Origin of the sequence: Noviherbaspirillum cavernae (assembly GCF_003590875.1) — a bacterium.
In the GTDB taxonomy this organism is placed as follows: domain Bacteria; phylum Pseudomonadota; class Gammaproteobacteria; order Burkholderiales; family Burkholderiaceae_D; genus Noviherbaspirillum; species Noviherbaspirillum cavernae.
The window spans coordinates 710447-727115 of sequence record NZ_QYUN01000003.1 but is presented as its reverse complement, the minus strand read 5'-3'; the positions used below and the strand labels follow the sequence as shown (position 1 = coordinate 727115).

General features: G+C 61.1%; 17 protein-coding genes and 1 pseudogene. 8 read left to right on the top strand and 10 right to left on the bottom strand.

What is annotated here, in order from left to right; translation table 11 throughout:
* From D3870_RS21845 to D3870_RS22235, 3 genes and pseudogenes are all read left to right on the top strand, one after another.
* A pseudogene (locus D3870_RS21845) lies at positions 1 to 548 on the top strand (Hsp70 family protein); the annotation flags it as partial.
* A gap of 397 nt (positions 549 to 945) precedes the next feature.
* Positions 946 to 2625 (top strand): Ig-like domain-containing domain, encoded by a 1680-nt coding sequence (locus D3870_RS21840; protein WP_119742368.1) that lies wholly within the window; start codon positions 946 to 948, stop codon positions 2623 to 2625.
* A 274-nt stretch (positions 2626 to 2899) separates the two neighbouring features.
* Positions 2900 to 3472, top strand: coding sequence for a hypothetical protein (locus D3870_RS22235; RefSeq protein ID WP_147375851.1), 573 nt, complete (start codon positions 2900 to 2902; stop codon positions 3470 to 3472).
* Between the two features lie 335 nt (positions 3473 to 3807).
* Here the strand turns inward: D3870_RS22235 and D3870_RS22460 are convergent, their stop codons facing one another.
* The 3 genes from D3870_RS22460 to D3870_RS22455 form a co-directional block, all read right to left on the bottom strand.
* Positions 3808 to 4017: a hypothetical protein gene (locus tag D3870_RS22460; protein ID WP_158590508.1), complete on the bottom strand. Its 210-nt coding sequence runs from the start codon at positions 4015 to 4017 to the stop codon at positions 3808 to 3810.
* A 324-nt stretch (positions 4018 to 4341) separates the two neighbouring features.
* On the bottom strand, positions 4342 to 4731 hold the full coding sequence (locus D3870_RS21825) for a DUF2237 family protein (RefSeq protein WP_119743224.1): 390 nt from the start codon (positions 4729 to 4731) through the stop codon (positions 4342 to 4344).
* A 58-nt stretch (positions 4732 to 4789) separates the two neighbouring features.
* Entirely contained in the window at positions 4790 to 4957 is a 168-nt protein-coding gene (locus D3870_RS22455; RefSeq protein WP_158590550.1) for a hypothetical protein, read from the bottom strand.
* Positions 4958 to 5204: 247 nt separating this feature from the next.
* Between D3870_RS22455 and D3870_RS21820 the strand changes: the two genes are divergently transcribed.
* Complete coding sequence (locus D3870_RS21820) at positions 5205 to 5798, top strand: TetR/AcrR family transcriptional regulator (RefSeq protein ID WP_119743124.1); 594 nt, start codon at positions 5205 to 5207, stop codon at positions 5796 to 5798.
* Positions 5777 to 6604: a type I methionyl aminopeptidase gene (map, locus tag D3870_RS21815; RefSeq protein WP_422879675.1), complete on the top strand. Its 828-nt coding sequence runs from the start codon at positions 5777 to 5779 to the stop codon at positions 6602 to 6604. The genes D3870_RS21820 and map overlap by 22 nt, the downstream gene beginning before the upstream one ends.
* 32 nt (positions 6605 to 6636) lie before the next feature.
* Here the strand turns inward: map and D3870_RS22450 are convergent, their stop codons facing one another.
* Complete coding sequence (locus D3870_RS22450) at positions 6637 to 6801, bottom strand: hypothetical protein (protein ID WP_158590549.1); 165 nt, start codon at positions 6799 to 6801, stop codon at positions 6637 to 6639.
* A gap of 402 nt (positions 6802 to 7203) precedes the next feature.
* On the opposite strand from D3870_RS22450, the gene D3870_RS21810 reads away from it, so the two are divergent.
* Positions 7204 to 7572, top strand: a complete 369-nt coding sequence (locus tag D3870_RS21810) for a thrombospondin type 3 repeat-containing protein (protein ID WP_119743123.1) — start codon at positions 7204 to 7206, stop codon at positions 7570 to 7572.
* 72 nt (positions 7573 to 7644) lie between these two features.
* Here D3870_RS21810 and D3870_RS21805 read toward each other — a convergent pair whose 3' ends face one another.
* The 3 genes from D3870_RS21805 to D3870_RS21795 form a co-directional block, all read right to left on the bottom strand.
* Positions 7645 to 9057, bottom strand: coding sequence for a pre-peptidase C-terminal domain-containing protein (locus D3870_RS21805; RefSeq protein ID WP_119743122.1), 1413 nt, complete (start codon positions 9055 to 9057; stop codon positions 7645 to 7647).
* Positions 9058 to 9248: 191 nt separating this feature from the next.
* Positions 9249 to 10166: an ornithine cyclodeaminase family protein gene (locus D3870_RS21800; protein ID WP_119743121.1), complete on the bottom strand. Its 918-nt coding sequence runs from the start codon at positions 10164 to 10166 to the stop codon at positions 9249 to 9251.
* Between the two features lie 38 nt (positions 10167 to 10204).
* A complete protein-coding gene (locus D3870_RS21795) occupies positions 10205 to 11467 on the bottom strand; it encodes a D-amino acid dehydrogenase (protein WP_119743120.1) in 1263 nt (420 codons plus the stop codon).
* A 384-nt stretch (positions 11468 to 11851) separates the two neighbouring features.
* On the opposite strand from D3870_RS21795, the gene D3870_RS22445 reads away from it, so the two are divergent.
* Entirely contained in the window at positions 11852 to 12007 is a 156-nt protein-coding gene (locus D3870_RS22445) for a hypothetical protein (protein ID WP_158590548.1), read from the top strand.
* On the opposite strand, the gene D3870_RS21790 is transcribed toward D3870_RS22445, so the two are convergent.
* On the bottom strand, positions 12000 to 12935 hold the full coding sequence (locus tag D3870_RS21790) for a bestrophin family protein (protein WP_119743119.1): 936 nt from the start codon (positions 12933 to 12935) through the stop codon (positions 12000 to 12002). The genes D3870_RS22445 and D3870_RS21790 overlap by 8 nt on opposite strands.
* Before the next feature lie 84 nt (positions 12936 to 13019).
* On the bottom strand, positions 13020 to 14513 hold the full coding sequence (locus D3870_RS21785; RefSeq protein ID WP_119743118.1) for an acetyl-CoA hydrolase/transferase family protein: 1494 nt from the start codon (positions 14511 to 14513) through the stop codon (positions 13020 to 13022).
* Positions 14514 to 14648: 135 nt separating this feature from the next.
* Between D3870_RS21785 and D3870_RS21780 the strand changes: the two genes are divergently transcribed.
* Complete coding sequence (locus D3870_RS21780; protein WP_119743117.1) at positions 14649 to 15542, top strand: LysR family transcriptional regulator; 894 nt, start codon at positions 14649 to 14651, stop codon at positions 15540 to 15542.
* A gap of 56 nt (positions 15543 to 15598) precedes the next feature.
* Here the strand turns inward: D3870_RS21780 and D3870_RS21775 are convergent, their stop codons facing one another.
* The gene (locus D3870_RS21775) at positions 15599 to 16507 is read right to left on the bottom strand and encodes a LysR family transcriptional regulator (RefSeq protein ID WP_119743116.1); all 909 of its coding nucleotides are present in this window, start codon (positions 16505 to 16507) and stop codon (positions 15599 to 15601) included.
* Between the last annotated feature and the right edge of the window lie 162 nt (positions 16508 to 16669).

Here is a 16669-nt window from a genome sequence, read left to right as displayed (position 1 = left end):
TCGCCTTCAACGTGCAAGGCAGTGAAGAGGACAGCGGACCGCGCCCGACCACGCTGGCGAGCGGCAGCGAGGACGACATGCTGCGACTCGTCGCCTCGCTGGAACGCATCCCCGCCGGATACAAGAGCGAAATCGGCGCATGGCTGTTCGAGCGCCTGCAGCAATCTCCATCGGTGGACAAGGATGCGCTCGCCGGCAGAATCCTGTGGGCAACCGGCCGGATCGGCGCGCGCCAGCCGTTTTACGGCAGCGCACACGATGTCGTGCCGCCCGAAGTCGGCGCAGAATGGCTGACCGCGATCCTCGCGCTGAACTGGAAGCGCAATGAGGCTGCCGCCTTCGCCGCCGCCTATCTGGCGCGCATGACAGGCGACCGCGCGCGCGACCTGCCGCTGGAATTGCGCGAACAGGTCATCCAGCGATTGGCAGCGGCGGGCGCGCCCGCAATCTGGATCGCCATGGTGCGCGAACCGATGCAGCTCGATGAAGCGAGTGAACGGCTGGTGCTGGGAGAGTCGTTGCCGCCGGGACTGAAGCTGATCGCCTGACGCGCCGGCTCGGAATTGAAGCAACGATGTCAGATAGAGCGCGCAGAATGGCGGGCCATTCAGGAACAGAAGTACGAGTGCAAGTTCAGGCCGAACCTGCTGTTCAATGCAGAACTCATGAATTCGAGTGACGAACTCGTCAAATTCATGCCGTTGCAGTGTCGTGGTCAATGCAGGTCATGGTCCCGGCCAACGCATCGACAACAACACATCCGCCTTACTCGCACAGCGGCATGCCCGCGCTCGCCGCACCATCCGTAAGCAGAGTTCGTCATATGTAAGCCATCTGTAAGTGCCATTCACCCACACTCCGCGCAGGCCGGCAATTCGGAACTCGCCTCACGAGTTCCAGGCAAATTGCAAATATTGAAACGGCCTCTTGCAACGAGGATCCCACATGACGACATTCCACCCTGTGTCCGCTACTTTGCGGCACGCCACTTTCATCGGCCTGGCGGCCAGCATTCTTCTGGCAGGATGCGGCGGCTCGGGCAGCAGCAACACAGACATCGCCCCGACCGTGAAGACCATGAGCGTGAGCGCCAGCACGCCGGCCGATGGCGCGACCGACGTGGCGCGCGATGTCGCGCCGCAACTGCTGTTCTCGGCCGGACTCGGCGGCGCCACCGCCACCGCGGCCAACGTGAGCTTGCGCGGCGCCAATCTCGACGTTCCGGCAACGCTCGCCGTGGCCGGGACACAGATCACGCTCACGCCGGCGCGGCAACTGCTACCGCTGACGCGCTATACGTTGCAGGTGAACACCGCGCTGTCCGGCACCGGCGGCGAGAAACTCGCGGGCACCCGCTCGCTCACTTTCACCACGCGCGATGGCGCGTGGAAGACCGCGCAATTGACCGAAACCGATGACGCCGACACCGCACGCGATCCGCAAATCGCCGTCGATGCAGGCGGCAACGCGCTGGCAGTGTGGTCGCAGTCCGACGGCACGCGATTCAACATCCTGGCCAACCGCTACACGGCAGGCAGCGGCTGGGGTAGCGCGCAGGCGATCGAAACAGGCAACGCCAGCGGTGCCTTTGTTCCCCACATTGCCATCGATGCGGGCGGCAATGCGATTGCCGTGTGGTGCCAGACCGACGGCACCCGCTTCAGCATCTGGGCCAACCGCTATTCGGCAGGCTCGGGATGGGGTAGCGCACAACTGATCGAAAGCGACAACGCAAGCGATGCGTACGATCCCCGGATTGCCTTCGATGCCGCAGGCAATGCCCTGGTGGTGTGGACCCAGTCCGACGGCACCCGCTTCAACGTCTGGGCCAACCGCTACACGGTGGGAACCGGATGGGGCGCGGCGCAATTGATCGAGACAGACAATGCAGGTGATGCCCTGTTCCCCCGCATTGCCATCGATGGCAGCGGCAATGCGCTGGCAGTGTGGCAGCAATCCGACGGCGCGCAAATTGATATCCGCGCCAATCGATACACCGTCGGGGCCGGATGGGGCACGGCGCAATTGATTGAAACCGGCAATGCGGGCGACGCACGCCTTCCGCAAATCGCATTCGATGCCTCAGGCAACGCCCTGGCGGTGTGGACGCAATCCGACGGTACGCGATACAGCATCTGGAGTAACCGTTACACGGCAGGCAGCGGCTGGGGCACGCCGCAATTGGTGGAAACCGACAATGCCGATCACGCATTCGATCCGCAAATCGCCATCGATGCCGGCGGCAACGCGTTGGCAGTGTGGACCCAATCCGATGGCACACGCGTTAACGTTTGGGCCAACCGCTACACGACAGGGAAGGGATGGGGTACCGCGCAATTGCTCGAGACCGAAAACGGCGGCGACGCCAGCAATCCGCAAATCGCCTTCGATGCCGCAGGCAACGCACTGGCGGTGTGGACCCAGGACGACGGCACGCGAAACAACATCTGGGGCAGCCGCTACGCAACGGCAACGGGATGGAGGACGGCTCGCCCGATCCAGTCGCGCAAGGACGAGCACGCCGGCCTGACGCAGATTGCCATCGACGCCAGCGGCAATGCATTGGCGGTGTGGCAGCAGAATGACGGAACGCGGGACAACATCTGGGTCAATCGGTTCGATTGACGGTGTGGAGGGCATGCCATCGGCATGCCCTTGCGTCTGCAGTAACGCAGGTTGGGCTGCAAAGCCCAACATTCTCAAATATCGAAACAGCGAGACCATTCGTACCGTCCGTCGCATTGCTTGTATGCGATTGGCAAGAACTCCTTTAGGAGCAGGCGAATTGAAAGTGAAATACCATCGGGCTCCACGATGATCGATTTTCGATACCTACCGGATTGATGTCATTTAATGTTGGGCTTTGCAGCCCAACCTACCGTGCTGAAGAGGAGAGGCAATGAGTGGTGAGTGCAAACGTAAATCGAAGCTGACCCTTTTAATTGTTTTAATTGAAATTCGACAGGCAATTCTTGCCATAGGCATTTTGTGTTTGGCAGCTTGTGCTACAGGAGGAAATAAGGTGGCTCTACATTATTCAATCGAGTTCAATGCTTCCCAAGATAGTCCTGATATCGAGGTGCTTGATTACCAATATGGCGAATTGGAGAAAGTCTTTTTTGCGCCAGAGCGTGAGCGGATCAGGCTGGGACAAGCGTTTAAAGGTGGCAACCTGAATGGTTTCCTGCCACGCGGTGAATTTCTTTACGTCAAGTGGCGGATCAAGGATACCGGCGAAATCCTGGAAGACCGGGTTGATCTGCGCAACCGGCTCCCCGAGAACCTGGAGAACCTGCATATCCATTTTGTCTGCAATGACCGGCAGCTCTATGTCTTTGTGATATGGCCTTGGGATGGGAAGCCTTGGACAAAAGGAAAGCCGCAAGACATGTACAAACCGGTGCCCAGCGGTGAAAGGAGATTTGACGGACAAAGAATCCAACAGATCTACCCCGATCCCGCGCAGCAATGAACGACAACCGAACAACATCCAAGAATTGAAAACGAGGAACTGTCATGACTGAAATCGTTGGCTAAGCAAGGTAGGTTGGGCTGCAAAGCCCAACGTTCCCAAATAGTGAGATAGCCGGACAATTCGTACCCTCCGTCGCGCTCCCGGATGTGATAGGAAAAGAAGTTTTTCGAATCCATCGAATTGAAAGTGAAATACTGACGTGTCCGCGATAGTCGATCTTCGATATCTGCCGGATTGATGTCACTGGATGTTGGGCTTTGCAGCCCAACCTACCGTGTTGGCTGTTGCGGCGACTGGTTGGCATGCATTGCATGCCTGAACACGAACGAAGCCTACGGCCATTCGTCGGGCTCGGTGATCATCACCATCGTGATGGCGCTGATGTGCGCCGACGTGGCGCTGCGCAACCTGGCAAACCAGCCAATCGACGACATGTCGGAAATGGTGGCGAGCTCCATATCATGATCGTCTTTCTCCAGCTGCCGGCGACGCTGCGCCACGGCCGCATGTCGCGCGCCGGTCGCGCTGAAGGACATCGGCATGGCGGCCGACCAGTTCGACCGCTGCGGCGATGTTCAATGCGGAGGGCAAGATGAGCAACGACAGCACGCTCGAATTCCTCAACAAGTACATGATCGCGTACGCGGCATGGGTCGATGCTCACACGCGGAAATGATCGTGTGATATCGCCGCCGCTCCCATGTTTGCAAGAGCGGCGGCGCATGGAAATCCTGCGTCACGATTCGAACAGCGAGGTCAGGTACAGCGCGGAGAAGGCCGCGCCAAGCAGCAGAATCAGGAGCAGTGCAAGCATCCAACCCGGCATTTTCTTCATCGTCATTCCTGCAGCGAAAGTGCAAGGCGGATCAAGGCATGTTGCGCCGGTAATCGAACTGCTCCAGCACGTCGAGCGGAATGATGTCGAGCGCGCTCTGGTTGGTGCTTTCCAGCACGACCGGCGGCGCGACGCCTGCGTCCGCCGCTTCCGCCCAGCGCAGCGCGCACAGACACCATTGATCGCCCTCCTTCAATCCCGGGAATCCCCATTCCGGCACGGGCGTGCTCAGATCGTTGCCGCGCTCGATGCTGAATTCGAGAAACTCACGTGTCACGATCGCACACACCACATGCGTGCCGGTGTCATCGGCATTGGTCTTGCAGCATCCATCGCGGAAAAAACCCGTCAGCGGATCGAACGAACACGGAACGATGGGTTCGCCGAAAACGTTGCGGGCAAGTGGAATATTGGCTGGCATGGTTTCGCTCCGCAAAACGCGGCGACGATGTGAAGGAACGCCACGCGCCGATGCCGTCTCAATCGGTTCCGCCGCATTCACCCGGCCGGTACGGCGAGAAACTGCGCGTCGCCTCGCACATGTTGCGTTGTGCCTTCGTCATGCCGGTTTTTGGGTCTACCGGGCCAGGGCCGGAAGCGCAACTGTTCACTAGCGTCACCGCGAGCACGATCAATATTTTTTTCATGAAATGCCTCGATAAACATGTTCTTGCAGGAACACACCGGAACGCAGCGGGAAGCATGATCACTATAAGCCGCAGCCATCACGAATGCCATGGGACCAAGGTCCAACATGGTCAAGGGAAACAGCAGAACGTTATTCGGCCCAAGCGAGGCCGATCCGGTTGCAGGCGAGCAGCGCCATCGTGCATTGATGACATTGATCTGCCACAACTCGTTGACACAGATAAATGGAATCTATATTCTAATTGAATGGTCAGGCTCGCAAAATTCAACGAAGACAGCTTCATCGACGCCGCGATCGAGGTCGGCGCGCAATGCGGCATCGCGGCCGTCTCGATCTCGGCCATCGCCGGCAAGGCGGGCGCGCCCACCGGCTCGGTATATCACCGCTTCGAATCGCGCGGCACGATCCTCGCGCGCGCCTGGCTGCGGGTCAAGGCGGACTTCCGGCTGGCGGTCGCCAGCCATTGGTCGTCGGGCGACACCTGGCCGGCGGTGGCTGCCTTCCTCGACTGGTGCCGCAGCAAGCCGCAGCATGCGAGATTCCTGTTGCAATGCGAAGACTATTCACTCTTCAACGAGCCGCTGCCGCCGGATTTCCACGCGCAGATGGAGTCCGAGCAAGCGGCGCTCGATCTCTGCTTCACGCAATGCGTGCGCCGGATGGCGCTGCGCATGAACGATGACGAGGCCCGGGCCATGCTGCGCTTTGTCCTGATCGATGCGCCAATCGCCATCGTCAAACCCTATCTGTTGCAGAACCTCCCGATACCCGCCACGACCGCAAACATGCTGCGCGCCTCGCACGACGCAGTATGCCAATGGGCACGGCATCCAGACTGAATACCATGCGCTACTCGACACAAACCGAACACGGCAGACCCATCCGCCTCCACGACGAGGCCGACTTCATCCAGTTGCGCCTCGCAGGCAGGATCGCCGCCGACACGCTGGATTTCATCACGCCCCACGTGAAGGCCGGCGTGTCCACCGCCGAACTCGACAAGCTGTGCGAAGACTTCATGCGCGCCGCCGGCAGCATCCCCGCCACCATCGACTACCATGGCTACAAGCATGCATCCTGCATCTCGGTCAACCACGTGGTCACGCACGGCATCCCGTCCGCGAGCAAGATTCTGAAGACCGGCGATATCGTCAACATCGACGTCACGCCCAAGCTCAACGGCTGGCACGGCGATTCGAGCCGCACCTACAAGGTCGGGGCGGTATCCGTGCTGGCCAACCGGCTGGTCGATACGACGCATGAAGCCATGATGGCCGGCATCGCGGAAGTGCGGCCCGGTGCGACGCTCGGCGATATCGGCGCGGCCATCGAAGCGATCGCGCGCGCCGCCGGATTTTCATCGGTGCGCGACTTCTGCGGCCACGGCACCGGCGAAGTGTTTCACGCACCGCCGCAAGTGCTGCACTACGGCAGGCGCGGCACCGGCATCGTGCTGGAGCCGGGCATGATCTTCACCATCGAGCCGATGTTCAACACCGGCGGCCATCAGGTCAAGGTCTTGCCGGACGGCTGGACCACCGTGACGAAGGATCATTCACTGTCGGCCCAGTTCGAGCACACGGTCGCGGTCACCGAAACGGGCGTGGAAATCTTCACGCTGCCGTCTTCCGGGGTCGCCGGATAGCACGCGGAAACGCCTGTCAGCAATGCCCTGCATCAAGCGCCGCCGCACTGCCCCGGCCGGTACGGTTCGAAGCTGCGCGTGGCTTCGCACAGATTGCGCTGCGCTTGTGTCATGCCAGTTTTGGGGTCCACCGGCCCCGGTCCTGTGGCACAGCCGCTCAACACGGTGACGATGAGAACGATCCAGAGCTTTTTCATGGGATACCTCGACAGAAGTTCTTCTTTCGCGATTCGCTCCGAGTTCCTTTCAGGAACGGCTGCATGGGAGCAGTGCATGGCGGGATGCGGCGCGGGCAGCCATTTCAAGACAGCGCCGCAGGCATTGGATCAGGATTCAATCGTCGGAAAGAAATGTTCAGGGCGAATGGCATTTTGATGCGGGGGTCGGCTGAAGATTCCTCACATTCGTTCGGAATGACGAGAAAAACGCGTATCCCTCCTGTGGTCACCTGAAGACAACTCCGGGCAGGCACGATTGGCGCATCTTGCCGATGATTCTCAGAACCGCACGGAAACATCTGGTAACGATCCTTACCGATTCTCCATGGCAGTCCTCATCGTCTTCCGGTTTAATGAAACCATTATTCGAGGAGAGTGACCATGAAGAAGTATCTCGCCGCAGTCGCAGGATTGATCGCAAGCGCCACGCTGATGTTCGCCGCCGCCCCCGCAATGGCGCGCGTCAACGTGGACGTCAACATCGGGATCCCCGCGCCGTTCGTCTACCAACCCGCGCCGGTGCATGTGCATGCACGGCCGGTCTACGTGCAGCCGCAGCCCGTCTATGTGCAGCCAAGGCCGGTGTATGTCGAACATCACTACCGACGCGATCGGCACCAGGGACGCGACTGGCACCATGGACGCGACCGCGACCGTGACGGCATTCCGAACTACCGGGATCGCGACCGCGATGGCGACGGCGTGCCCAATCGCTGGGACCGTCGTCCGCACAATCCCTATCGGTACTAAAACGTTACCAGGGCGGATTCTTCAATCCGCCCTTTCTTCATCCGGCGGCACGACAGTGCATTCGCCAACCCGCTACTGTTTCGCCGTGCCGGTCCGCCCTGCGCCTGACTGCGATGCGTCAAGCTGCCTGTAGCTCTCTTGCAGGCTCGCGGAGATCACCGGACTCTTCATGGGCATGCCGATGAATTCATCGTCGTAACCGTACCAGACGATGGCAAGCAGGCCGAGGCTTTTGGCGAGCTGCGCCGTTTCCTGCAGCACCCGGCCTTTCTGCGCATCCGATAGTTCGCGGAATTCCCTGCCGCCCTCCTTCGGCGGCGGAAGCCAGCCGTGCTCGGTGTCGACGATCGGCATCTGCGCCAGCCCTGCCTGCGCGAGATATTGCCGCACCCGATGTATCTCCATCGCATAGCTCTGACCGGCGCTTGCCTGCGCCGACCGATTGTAGGCGTGCCACGCCAGCGCATCGAAGAACTGCGACATGGGTTCGTTCTGCGAAGTGCGCGCATCGAGGATGGTGGGAATGCCGCACACATAGCCCTGCGGCGGCGAGAACACGAGGATGTTCGGATCGACACGCTTCGTCGCGCGGTACACCCGCTTCTGCACATCGGCCAGTTCGGTCGGGCTCATGGTCGTGAACTCCGCTTCCGCGTCATCCGGGCAGGCGTACGGCTCGTTCCAGCCTTCCACCGCCCACAGGGATTTTCTGGTGTGCGAAACGAATCGGTAGACGTAATCCTCGTACAGGTCGAGATCGCGCGGCCCCGACTTCGCGCCGGGCCAGTTCGGGTATTGCCGGTTCGGCTCGTCCGGCCGCTTCGACACCCATGTCGGCACGGTGCCGAAGGTCTTGATCACCTTCGCGCCATGCCGCGCATGGCCGGCGTATACCCGGTCGATCAGGGAGAAATCGATCGAACCGTCGGGCCGCCACACCACCGCATCCTGCAGATGCGAGATGTCCCAGTCGCGGATGAGGCCGTAGCCGAACTGCGGCTCGGCACTGGCGGCACCGTCCGAATCGCCGCCGTTGTAGAGGCGGTGCGCGTGCATGCCGACCTTGAAGATTTCACCGGGCATGGAATAGCTGGCGACCAGCGACGCATCCATATAGGCGCCGCGCGCACCGCGCACCAGCAGGTACCAGGTGCCCGCCTGCGGCGCGGAAAAGGCGATCATCCTGGCGTCGCCGCCCGCAAGGTTTCTTGCATCGAAGGAGCTGGTCGAGGGCGGTTCGCCGAATCCGGCATAGATGTCGATGGCGTTGCCATTGTCGCCGCCGAAGACGCTGAACTGAAGATCGCGTGCACCTGCCGGAACCTGCATCTTGTACAGCCGCTCGCTGTCGCGTGCAGCGGTCAAGCCCTCAAGCACCACCCTGTTGAAAAGGACAGTCGGCGCGCGATTGTGGAAGTAGAGGAAAACAGCGCCGACAAGAGCAAGTGCAAGGAGCGGCCATGCCAGAAACCGGATTCGCTTCATGAGTCCTCGAGATCAAAACGCGTGGCTCCATTCAAGCATCGAACCGGAAACGGCGATGTGTTCTTGATCAAGCAACCCGTGCGATTCCGCTGACATGCAGGGACGCCGCAAGGCCTCCCTGCAGGGAAGGCGGCGGCGCCGGCGCGCCGCTTTGGAAGAATCGCCAGCGCTCATCCGCACCGGCGTTTTGCTCACCAGCCGTAGCGTTCGGCGGCCCTGCGGTACACCAGGCCGGCCAGCGCGATGTCTTCGAGGCCCACGCCGATCGCCTTGTAAATCACGATGTCGTCAGGCGCTCTCTTATAGTCACTCGTTCCTTCGACGATCGGCCCGAGTTCGCGCACCTTGTCCCAATCGACAATCCCCGGTGCGCACAGCACGAGGTCGCCTGCCTCCTGCTGCGCCTGCGGCTTCCATTCGACGACCAGCGCATCGGCTTTTTGAATGGCAACATCATCCAGCTCGCGCACATCCTTCTTGCTCGCGCCGACCGCTGCGACAAATACGCCGGGCTGCAGCAGATTGCCGGAAAACAATGGCGTCTTGGCACGCGTGACGGTGACCACGACGTCAGCGCCGCGCGCGGCATCGTCGATGCTCACGGCGCGTGTCGGCACGCCGGTTGTCTGCGTCACGTACTCGGCAAATGCCGTCTGGTCGCCGATGCCGGCAACCAGGATTTCCTTGAACGGGCGCACCTGAAGCAGGGCGGGGATATGGGACTTTGCCTGCACACCGGTGCCGATCACCGCGAGCGTGGCCGCATCGCGTCGCGCGAGCGCATCGGTTGCCACCGCAGTAGCGGCGGCAGTGCGGAAGCCCGTCATCGTATCGGCCTCGATCGTCGCCAGCGGGCGGCCGTCTTCGGTGGAGAACAGCACGATCACGAAGCGGAACTGGCCGTTGATGGTGGTGTATACCTTGCAGCCGGTCACGCCGGAATCGGGCAGTACCGCACCCATCGTCGACAGCATGGTCGTGCCTGCCTGGGTCCGCACGCGCGCCTGCTGCGCGCTGCGGCTGATGGTGGAAAATGCCGAACGCATGGAGGCGATCGCATCCTCGTTGGTGATCAGTTCGGTGACTTGTTCGTTGGTGATGATTTTCATATCGGCTCGCTGGTGAGGTGATGTTGCAATGTGCTGCGTCATGCGCGGAAACGGAATGGCGCGTCGTCGATCGGCATCGTCTCGCCGGCGATGCGATGCGCGAGCATGTCGGCGCTGCCGCACGCCAGCGTCCATCCCAGCGCGCCATGGCCCACGTTGAGATACAGGTTGCTGATCGGCGACACATCGATGATCGGCACGCCGCTCGGCGTCGCCGGACGGAACCCGGTCCACGGCGACAGCGCTTCCCGCCCTGCCCCTTCGATACTGCCGGGGAATGTTTCCTCGACCGCCATGCTCAGTTCATTGACTGCACGATCCGGGATGTCGCGATTCATGCCGACCAGCTCGACGCGGCCCGCGACGCGCAGGCGGTCGCCCAGCCGGGCATAGACGATCTTTCTGGACAGGTCAGTGATGGACACTTGCGGCGCAGCCGAGTTTCCGGCGTTGAGCGGCACCGTGATGCTGTAACCCTTCAAGGGATAGACCGGCAGGCGGAAGCCGGCCTTGCGGGCAAAGGCCGCGCTCTCCACGCCCATCGCCAGCACGAACGCCTCGGCCTCGATGCGCCCGCCGGCAGTCTGCACCGAAGACAGCCGGCCATTGCGCATATCCATCCCCGTGACGGCAGTCGACGGCATAAAGCGGAAACCGGGTTTGGCCGCCATGGCATCCACCAGCCGCCGGCAGAACAAGGCACAGTCGCCGGCTTCCTCGCTCGGCGTATAGACGCCGCCCGCCCAGCGATGCGCCGCTGCCTGCAAGGCAGGCTCGATCTCGACGCAGCGGCGGATGTCGATGACTTCCTGCCGGCTGCCATGCTGCGCCTGAAAATCGACCTGCCGCTGCGCGGCCTGCAGACTCTTCTCGCTGCTGAACATGACGAGCTTGCCCGCGACGCGATGAAGGAAATCGAAAGGGATCGCATCCTGCAAGAGGCGCAGCTGCGAACGGCTGTGGTAGGCAAGATGCAGCAGATCGATCGTGGTCTTCTGCACGCTGTGCGCGTTGCACGCGGCAAGGAAGTCGAGCAGCCAGCGCCATTGCGCGGGATCCGCCTGGAACTTGAGCGTGAGCGGAGACGTGGAGCTGAACATGTAGTACGGCCACTGCTTCCACACCGACGGGTCGGCCAGCGGCGCGACATACGAATAACTGAGCTGCGCGCCATTGCCGAAACTGACTCCCGCACCGGGAGCCGGCATCGCATCCAGCATGGTCACCTGATGGCCGGCTTCCAGCAGTTTCCAGGCCGAGGTCGTGCCGATGACGCCGGCACCCAATACGCAAATATGCATCTGTACAGCCTATGACAGAAAAATGTTAGCGGAAAGAAATGTCCAAACACTCCGAAGGCCGAGGTGCCTATGTACTGCGCAGCCCACCCGAAACTCAGATATGACAGGCCGGAAAGAAAACGGTCGATGCATGTCAAGCCAGGCACGGTTCGCGACCGCCCGCTTGCCCTCAATGGACGCGGCCCTTGTCCCCGGCAAATGCACTTCGTCGCCACCGTCGGACAAGGCATTGCCTCGCGCCGGAGACCATGGCTTGGGCGGCAAGCCGGTCCGAAAACGGATGCTGCACACATTTTCGGTGCAGGAGATAAGGGAATCAAATGATTAAATGCGCACGCCCTATAACCACGCACTATGCCGGGGGGATGGGCAAGCGGAAGCTGAATGAAGCTGAAAACCGGTCCCATCGAAAAGGAAGCGGTTGCGCCGGAATGGGTGTCACTACCCGCGCAGATACCTAACGAAGAATTGCCGAACGCCATGCAAAGACATGGCAAGCAGAGAGGCGGGGTATGGTTCCTGAAAAACCGTATCAGGTGAGATGGTAGTCCACCGGCGTGAAAGGCCGGGGGATATTCTCCTCTGCAAGCGATTCTCTCAAGTTGATTTCAATGCCTCGGCAGATCGCTTCCAGCGGCAGGTCGTTGGCGGACACACCGAACGGTTCTTCAATCTCGTCGCCCAATGCATCCAGTCCGAAAAACGTATAGGCAACGATGCCAACGACGAACGGCGTCATGAAGCCGAGGGTGTCCACCAGTCCGAAGGGCAGCAGGAAGCAATACAGGTAGGCGGTCCGGTGCAACAGCAGCGTGTATGAAAAGGGAACGGGCGTATTCTTGATCCGTTCGCATGCCGCTCCGGCTGCCACCATCGCCGACAACGTGGCATCGATCGACGCCATCAAGACGCTGTCGACACGACCATCGTTCAGGCAACGTCGCAAATCTTCACCCATGCGCTCCATCAGAAAGTGCGGCTTGTGGGACACTTTTTCGATTTGCCGCCATTCGTCCGCCGCCAGCAAGGGCTTCAGTTCGGCGCTGCTATCGGAGTCGCGCAGATGGTGACGCAGCGCATGCGCAAAGGCGATGGCACGGTGGATCATGCGCGTTGGCACGTCGCCGTCACCGGCTTTGTCCGGTGACGCCGGTCCGATCAGGCTCAAGCATTGGCGGGAGAAATTGCGGCTCCGGATGACCAGCTCGCCCCACAGCTTGCGCCCTTCCCAGTAACGGTCATAGGCCGAATTGTTGCGAAAGCCGAGGAAGATCGCCAGCGGCAATCCCATCAGGGTGAAGGGAATCGCCGTCAGCGTGATCTTGTGGTGCATCAGCGCGCCACCGGTGAGCGTCACCATGATCGCCAGGACGGTCGTCACCAGCAGGCTCTTCCAGATCCGCGACAGAATCGATCCGCGCATCGTCAGGAAAAGCCTCAGCCCGGATGGCCGGTCACGGACGATCATGGACCGGGCCTTTGCATCGCGATGTGCAACAACGGTGGAACACAGAAACTCATTGTCGGAGCGATCGACAGCGCCGTTCAGGAATCAGGAAGCCAGCATGGTTTGCGAGGACTGATAACGCACATGCCAGGACAGGGCCTTCTCCAGCACGTGCGGTGTGTGGCCGCCGCCACGGCAGGCTTCCTCGAAGTAGGCGCGCAACTGTGGCCGATAGTCGGGATGGGCGCAGCGCTCGATGATCAGCGGCGCCCGTTCACGCGGGGCCAGGCCGCGCAGGTCGGCCAGTCCCCATTCCGTGACGAGGATATCGACATCGTGCTCGGTATGATCGACATGCGTGACCATCGGCACGACGCTGGAAATGCCGCCGTTCTTCGCCACCGATTTGCTGATGAACATCGACAGATGTCCATTGCGCGCAAAGTCGCCGGAACCGCCGATGCCGTTCATCATGCGGGTGCCGCCGACATGCGTCGAATTGACGTTGCCGTAGAGATCGAATTCCAGCGCCGTGTTCAGGGCGATGATGCCGAGCCGGCGCACGATTTCGGGATGATTGCTGATCTCTTGCGGACGCAACACGATCTTCGAACGGTAGTGCTCGATGTCGCGCATGAACTTGTCATGCATCGCCGACGACAGGGTGATCGATGATGCGGAAGCGAACGCCAGCTGGCCGGAATCGAGCAACGCGATGGCGCTGTCCTGCAACACTTCCGAAAACATCGTCATGTTGCTGAAGGGCGAGCCGATCAATCCATGCAGCACCGCGTTGGCGATGGTGCCGATGCCGGCCTGCAAGGGAAGAAGCTCCGCGCTCATGCGCCCTGCCTTGACTTCGCTTTCGAAAAACGCGATCACATGGCCGGCGATTGCCCCGGTTTCGGCGTCCGGCGGCAGATTGGTCGAGGGGCTGTCGGGACTATCGGTAATGACGATGGCGGCGATGCGCGCCGGGTCGATCGCGATGGTCGTTGTGCCGATGCGCTGCTGCGGACCGACCAGCGGGATCGGCGCGCGCAGAGGCCGATCGGCCGGCGTGTAAATGTCATGCAAGCCTTCCAGCGCCAGCGGCGTGCTGAGATTGATTTCGACGATGACCTGCCGCGCCTGCTGCACGAACGTGACGGAATTACCGACCGACATGGTGGGCACGATGCTGCCGTCTTCGGCAATGGCGGTGGCCTCGATCACGGCGATATCGACCGGCGCGATGCTGTGCGAGCGCAAGTGCTCGGCGGTCTCGGACAGATGCTGGTCAATGAACATGACTTCGCCGGCATTGATCTTGCCGCGCAGCGTGGCATCGGACTGGAACGGCAGGCGGCGCGCCAGCAGACCGGCCTCGGCCATCAAGCCATCGCTGCCGTTGCCGAGCGAAGCGCCGGTGATCAGGGTGAGGCGCAAGGGCTCGTGTCCGGCGCGTTCCGCCAATGCGGCTGGCATCGCCTTGGCATCGCCGGCACGGGTGAAGCCGCTCATGCCGACGGTCATGCCGTTCCTGAAAAGTTGCGCGGCTTCCTGCGCCGGCATCACTTTGCTCATGAGTCCGGCGTGACGAATACGATCTTGGTACATGGTAAGTGTCTCGATATTTCTAAAATGCATTTCTGCTATTCCGCTGCATTTTAAAATTCAACTATCGGGCGTCGCATGAATTAAAGTCGCAATGTCCAGTCGGATTTTTCATGTTCCACCTTCAGGAAAAGCGCCGTGGATATTCGCTCTCTCCGCTATTTCGTCGAGACTGTCCGGCTTGGCAGCTTTACCCAGGCTGCCGAGGCACTGCATGTCACGCAATCGACCATCAGCAAGATGGTGCGTCAGCTGGAAAACGAAGTGGGATCGCAATTGCTGATCCGCAATGGACGCAAACTGGCGCTGACGGACACCGGCCGCATCGTCTTCGAGCGCGGTCAGGAAATGCTGGCGACGATGCGTCAGTTGACACTGGAAGTGCGCGATACGCAGGCTTTGCGGCACGGCAGCCTGACGATCGGCATTCCGCCCATGATCAATCTGCTGTTCACGCCGGTGCTCAAGGCCTTTCGCGAGCGTCATCCGGATATCACGCTGAGCTTGCGGGAAGATACCGGTCAGGCCCTCGAACGCCAGATCGCCACGGGCGATCTGGAAATCGGCATGACGGTGCTGCCGGCCGATCCGGATCTGGACCTGGTGTCGGCACCGATCGCGAGCTACCCGATCTGGGCGCTGGCGCGGGCCGGCACGTTTCCCGGGCGTCGCGCCACGCTCTCTTTCAAGGCCTTGAACGACATGCCGCTGGTCTTGCTCAAGGATGATTTCGCGCTGACCCGCAGACTGCGCCAGGCTTTTGACGAGGCCGGCTTTGCGCCGAAGATTGCCGCGCAAAGCGGCCAGTGGGACTGGCTGGTGGCAATGGCATCTGCCGGGCTCGGCGTGGCGCTGCTGCCCGAACCCTTCATTAACCGCCTTGCGACCGGGCGCCTGGACGCCATTCGCCTCGTTGAGCCGGAAGTGTCATGGCAGGTTGCCCAGATATGGAATGGCCGCTATTTATCGCACGCCGCCGGTGCATGGCTGAAGGTGTGCCAGGATGTTCTGGATACCCGGCCTGCTCATTGAGTATTGCGGACTCGCGCGTTCATGAATGAATGCGTTCCGCCCTGAATCATCGCGCCCTATCGAAGGAGCTTCATCGTGTTTGACGCGACTTCACTCGCGGCCGTCCTGAAGCATTCCACGAAACGGCGCAACTGCACCGACATCTCGGCGCCCTCGACGCGCAGCACGCGGATCGGCATCGCGAGTGGCGGCGATATCTTCAGCACATCGACGCGGTTGATATCGGCCGAAGCCGCGGTATAGGCATCCACCAGCGCCGAGCCGATTCCGTGCTGCGCCAGCGCCAGCGCGGCATGATAGGTTTGCACCGTGATTCCCGCAGGGTGTTCCACGCCGGCCTCGCGCCGTACTTCATGCAGCACCGCGCCCAGATGATCGCCGAGGTCGTGCATCACGACCGGCTTTTCGATCAGGTCCAGCAAGCTGATTTCGCCTGCATCGGCGAACGTACCCTTCGGCGCGACGCAGTAGGCTTCGGCATCGCTCAGGATTTCCTCGCTCAGCGCGGGATGCTGCGCGCGCCCGAACGCGAAGCCGATGTCCGCCTCCCGCAATGACAGCGCGGTGACGATCTCGCTCGAATTGAGCATGCGCACCGCAACGGGAATATCGGGATTGGCGTCACGGAACAACGCCAGCGCGCGCGGCAGCACGGCCTGTCCCAGCGTCGGCACCATCAGTACCTTGATCTGCGCAGCAGTGCCGGTTCTCAGATTGGCGGCCAGTTTCTGCACCGCGCCCAGCTGCTTGAAAAGCTTGTCGACCTCGACGTAGAGCAGCACCGCTTCCCGCGTGGGCACCAGTCTGCTCTTCGAGCGGTCGAACAATGGAAAGCCCAGCTGCAGCTCCGCGTGCTGCAGCGTCCTGGTCACGGCGGGCTGGGTAACGTTCATCAGGCGGGCGGCAGCGCTGACCGATCCTGTCAGCATGACAGCATGGAAGGCCTCGACATGACGCATCTTCATTTTGCACTCCACAACAAATCCGGGCATGAAGCGCAGAAGTGTATATGAAGATACTTCGGAAGAGATTCAGCGACGTTGCCTTGACATGATTGCAGTTGCCAAAACGATATTGTCGATGCGCTGAAATGTCGGGCCTGCCGGGAAGCTTGAAATGATCGTCCG

What these genes read in the sequence shown, in the direction of transcription:
- D3870_RS22460 (WP_158590508.1), bottom strand. Translation starts at nt 4,017, where the DNA reads ATGCCGATGTCCTTCAGCGCGACCGGCGCGCGACATGCGGCCGTGGCG.
- D3870_RS21805 (WP_119743122.1), bottom strand. Translation starts at nt 9,057, where the DNA reads ATGAAGCGAATCCGGTTTCTGGCATGGCCGCTCCTTGCACTTGCTCTT.
- map (WP_422879675.1), top strand. Translation starts at nt 5,777, where the DNA reads ATGGGCACGGCATCCAGACTGAATACCATGCGCTACTCGACACAAACC.
- D3870_RS21790 (WP_119743119.1), bottom strand. Translation starts at nt 12,935, where the DNA reads ATGATCGTCCGTGACCGGCCATCCGGGCTGAGGCTTTTCCTGACGATG.
- D3870_RS21825 (WP_119743224.1), bottom strand. Translation starts at nt 4,731, where the DNA reads ATGCCAGCCAATATTCCACTTGCCCGCAACGTTTTCGGCGAACCCATC.
- D3870_RS21810 (WP_119743123.1), top strand. Translation starts at nt 7,204, where the DNA reads ATGAAGAAGTATCTCGCCGCAGTCGCAGGATTGATCGCAAGCGCCACG.
- D3870_RS21785 (WP_119743118.1), bottom strand. Translation starts at nt 14,513, where the DNA reads ATGTACCAAGATCGTATTCGTCACGCCGGACTCATGAGCAAAGTGATG.
- D3870_RS22455 (WP_158590550.1), bottom strand. Translation starts at nt 4,957, where the DNA reads ATGAAAAAAATATTGATCGTGCTCGCGGTGACGCTAGTGAACAGTTGC.
- D3870_RS21840 (WP_119742368.1), top strand. Translation starts at nt 946, where the DNA reads ATGACGACATTCCACCCTGTGTCCGCTACTTTGCGGCACGCCACTTTC.
- D3870_RS21775 (WP_119743116.1), bottom strand. Translation starts at nt 16,507, where the DNA reads ATGAAGATGCGTCATGTCGAGGCCTTCCATGCTGTCATGCTGACAGGA.
- D3870_RS21795 (WP_119743120.1), bottom strand. Translation starts at nt 11,467, where the DNA reads ATGCATATTTGCGTATTGGGTGCCGGCGTCATCGGCACGACCTCGGCC.
- D3870_RS21820 (WP_119743124.1), top strand. Translation starts at nt 5,205, where the DNA reads ATGGTCAGGCTCGCAAAATTCAACGAAGACAGCTTCATCGACGCCGCG.
- D3870_RS22445 (WP_158590548.1), top strand. Translation starts at nt 11,852, where the DNA reads ATGAAGCTGAAAACCGGTCCCATCGAAAAGGAAGCGGTTGCGCCGGAA.
- D3870_RS21800 (WP_119743121.1), bottom strand. Translation starts at nt 10,166, where the DNA reads ATGAAAATCATCACCAACGAACAAGTCACCGAACTGATCACCAACGAG.
- D3870_RS22235 (WP_147375851.1), top strand. Translation starts at nt 2,900, where the DNA reads ATGAGTGGTGAGTGCAAACGTAAATCGAAGCTGACCCTTTTAATTGTT.
- D3870_RS22450 (WP_158590549.1), bottom strand. Translation starts at nt 6,801, where the DNA reads ATGAAAAAGCTCTGGATCGTTCTCATCGTCACCGTGTTGAGCGGCTGT.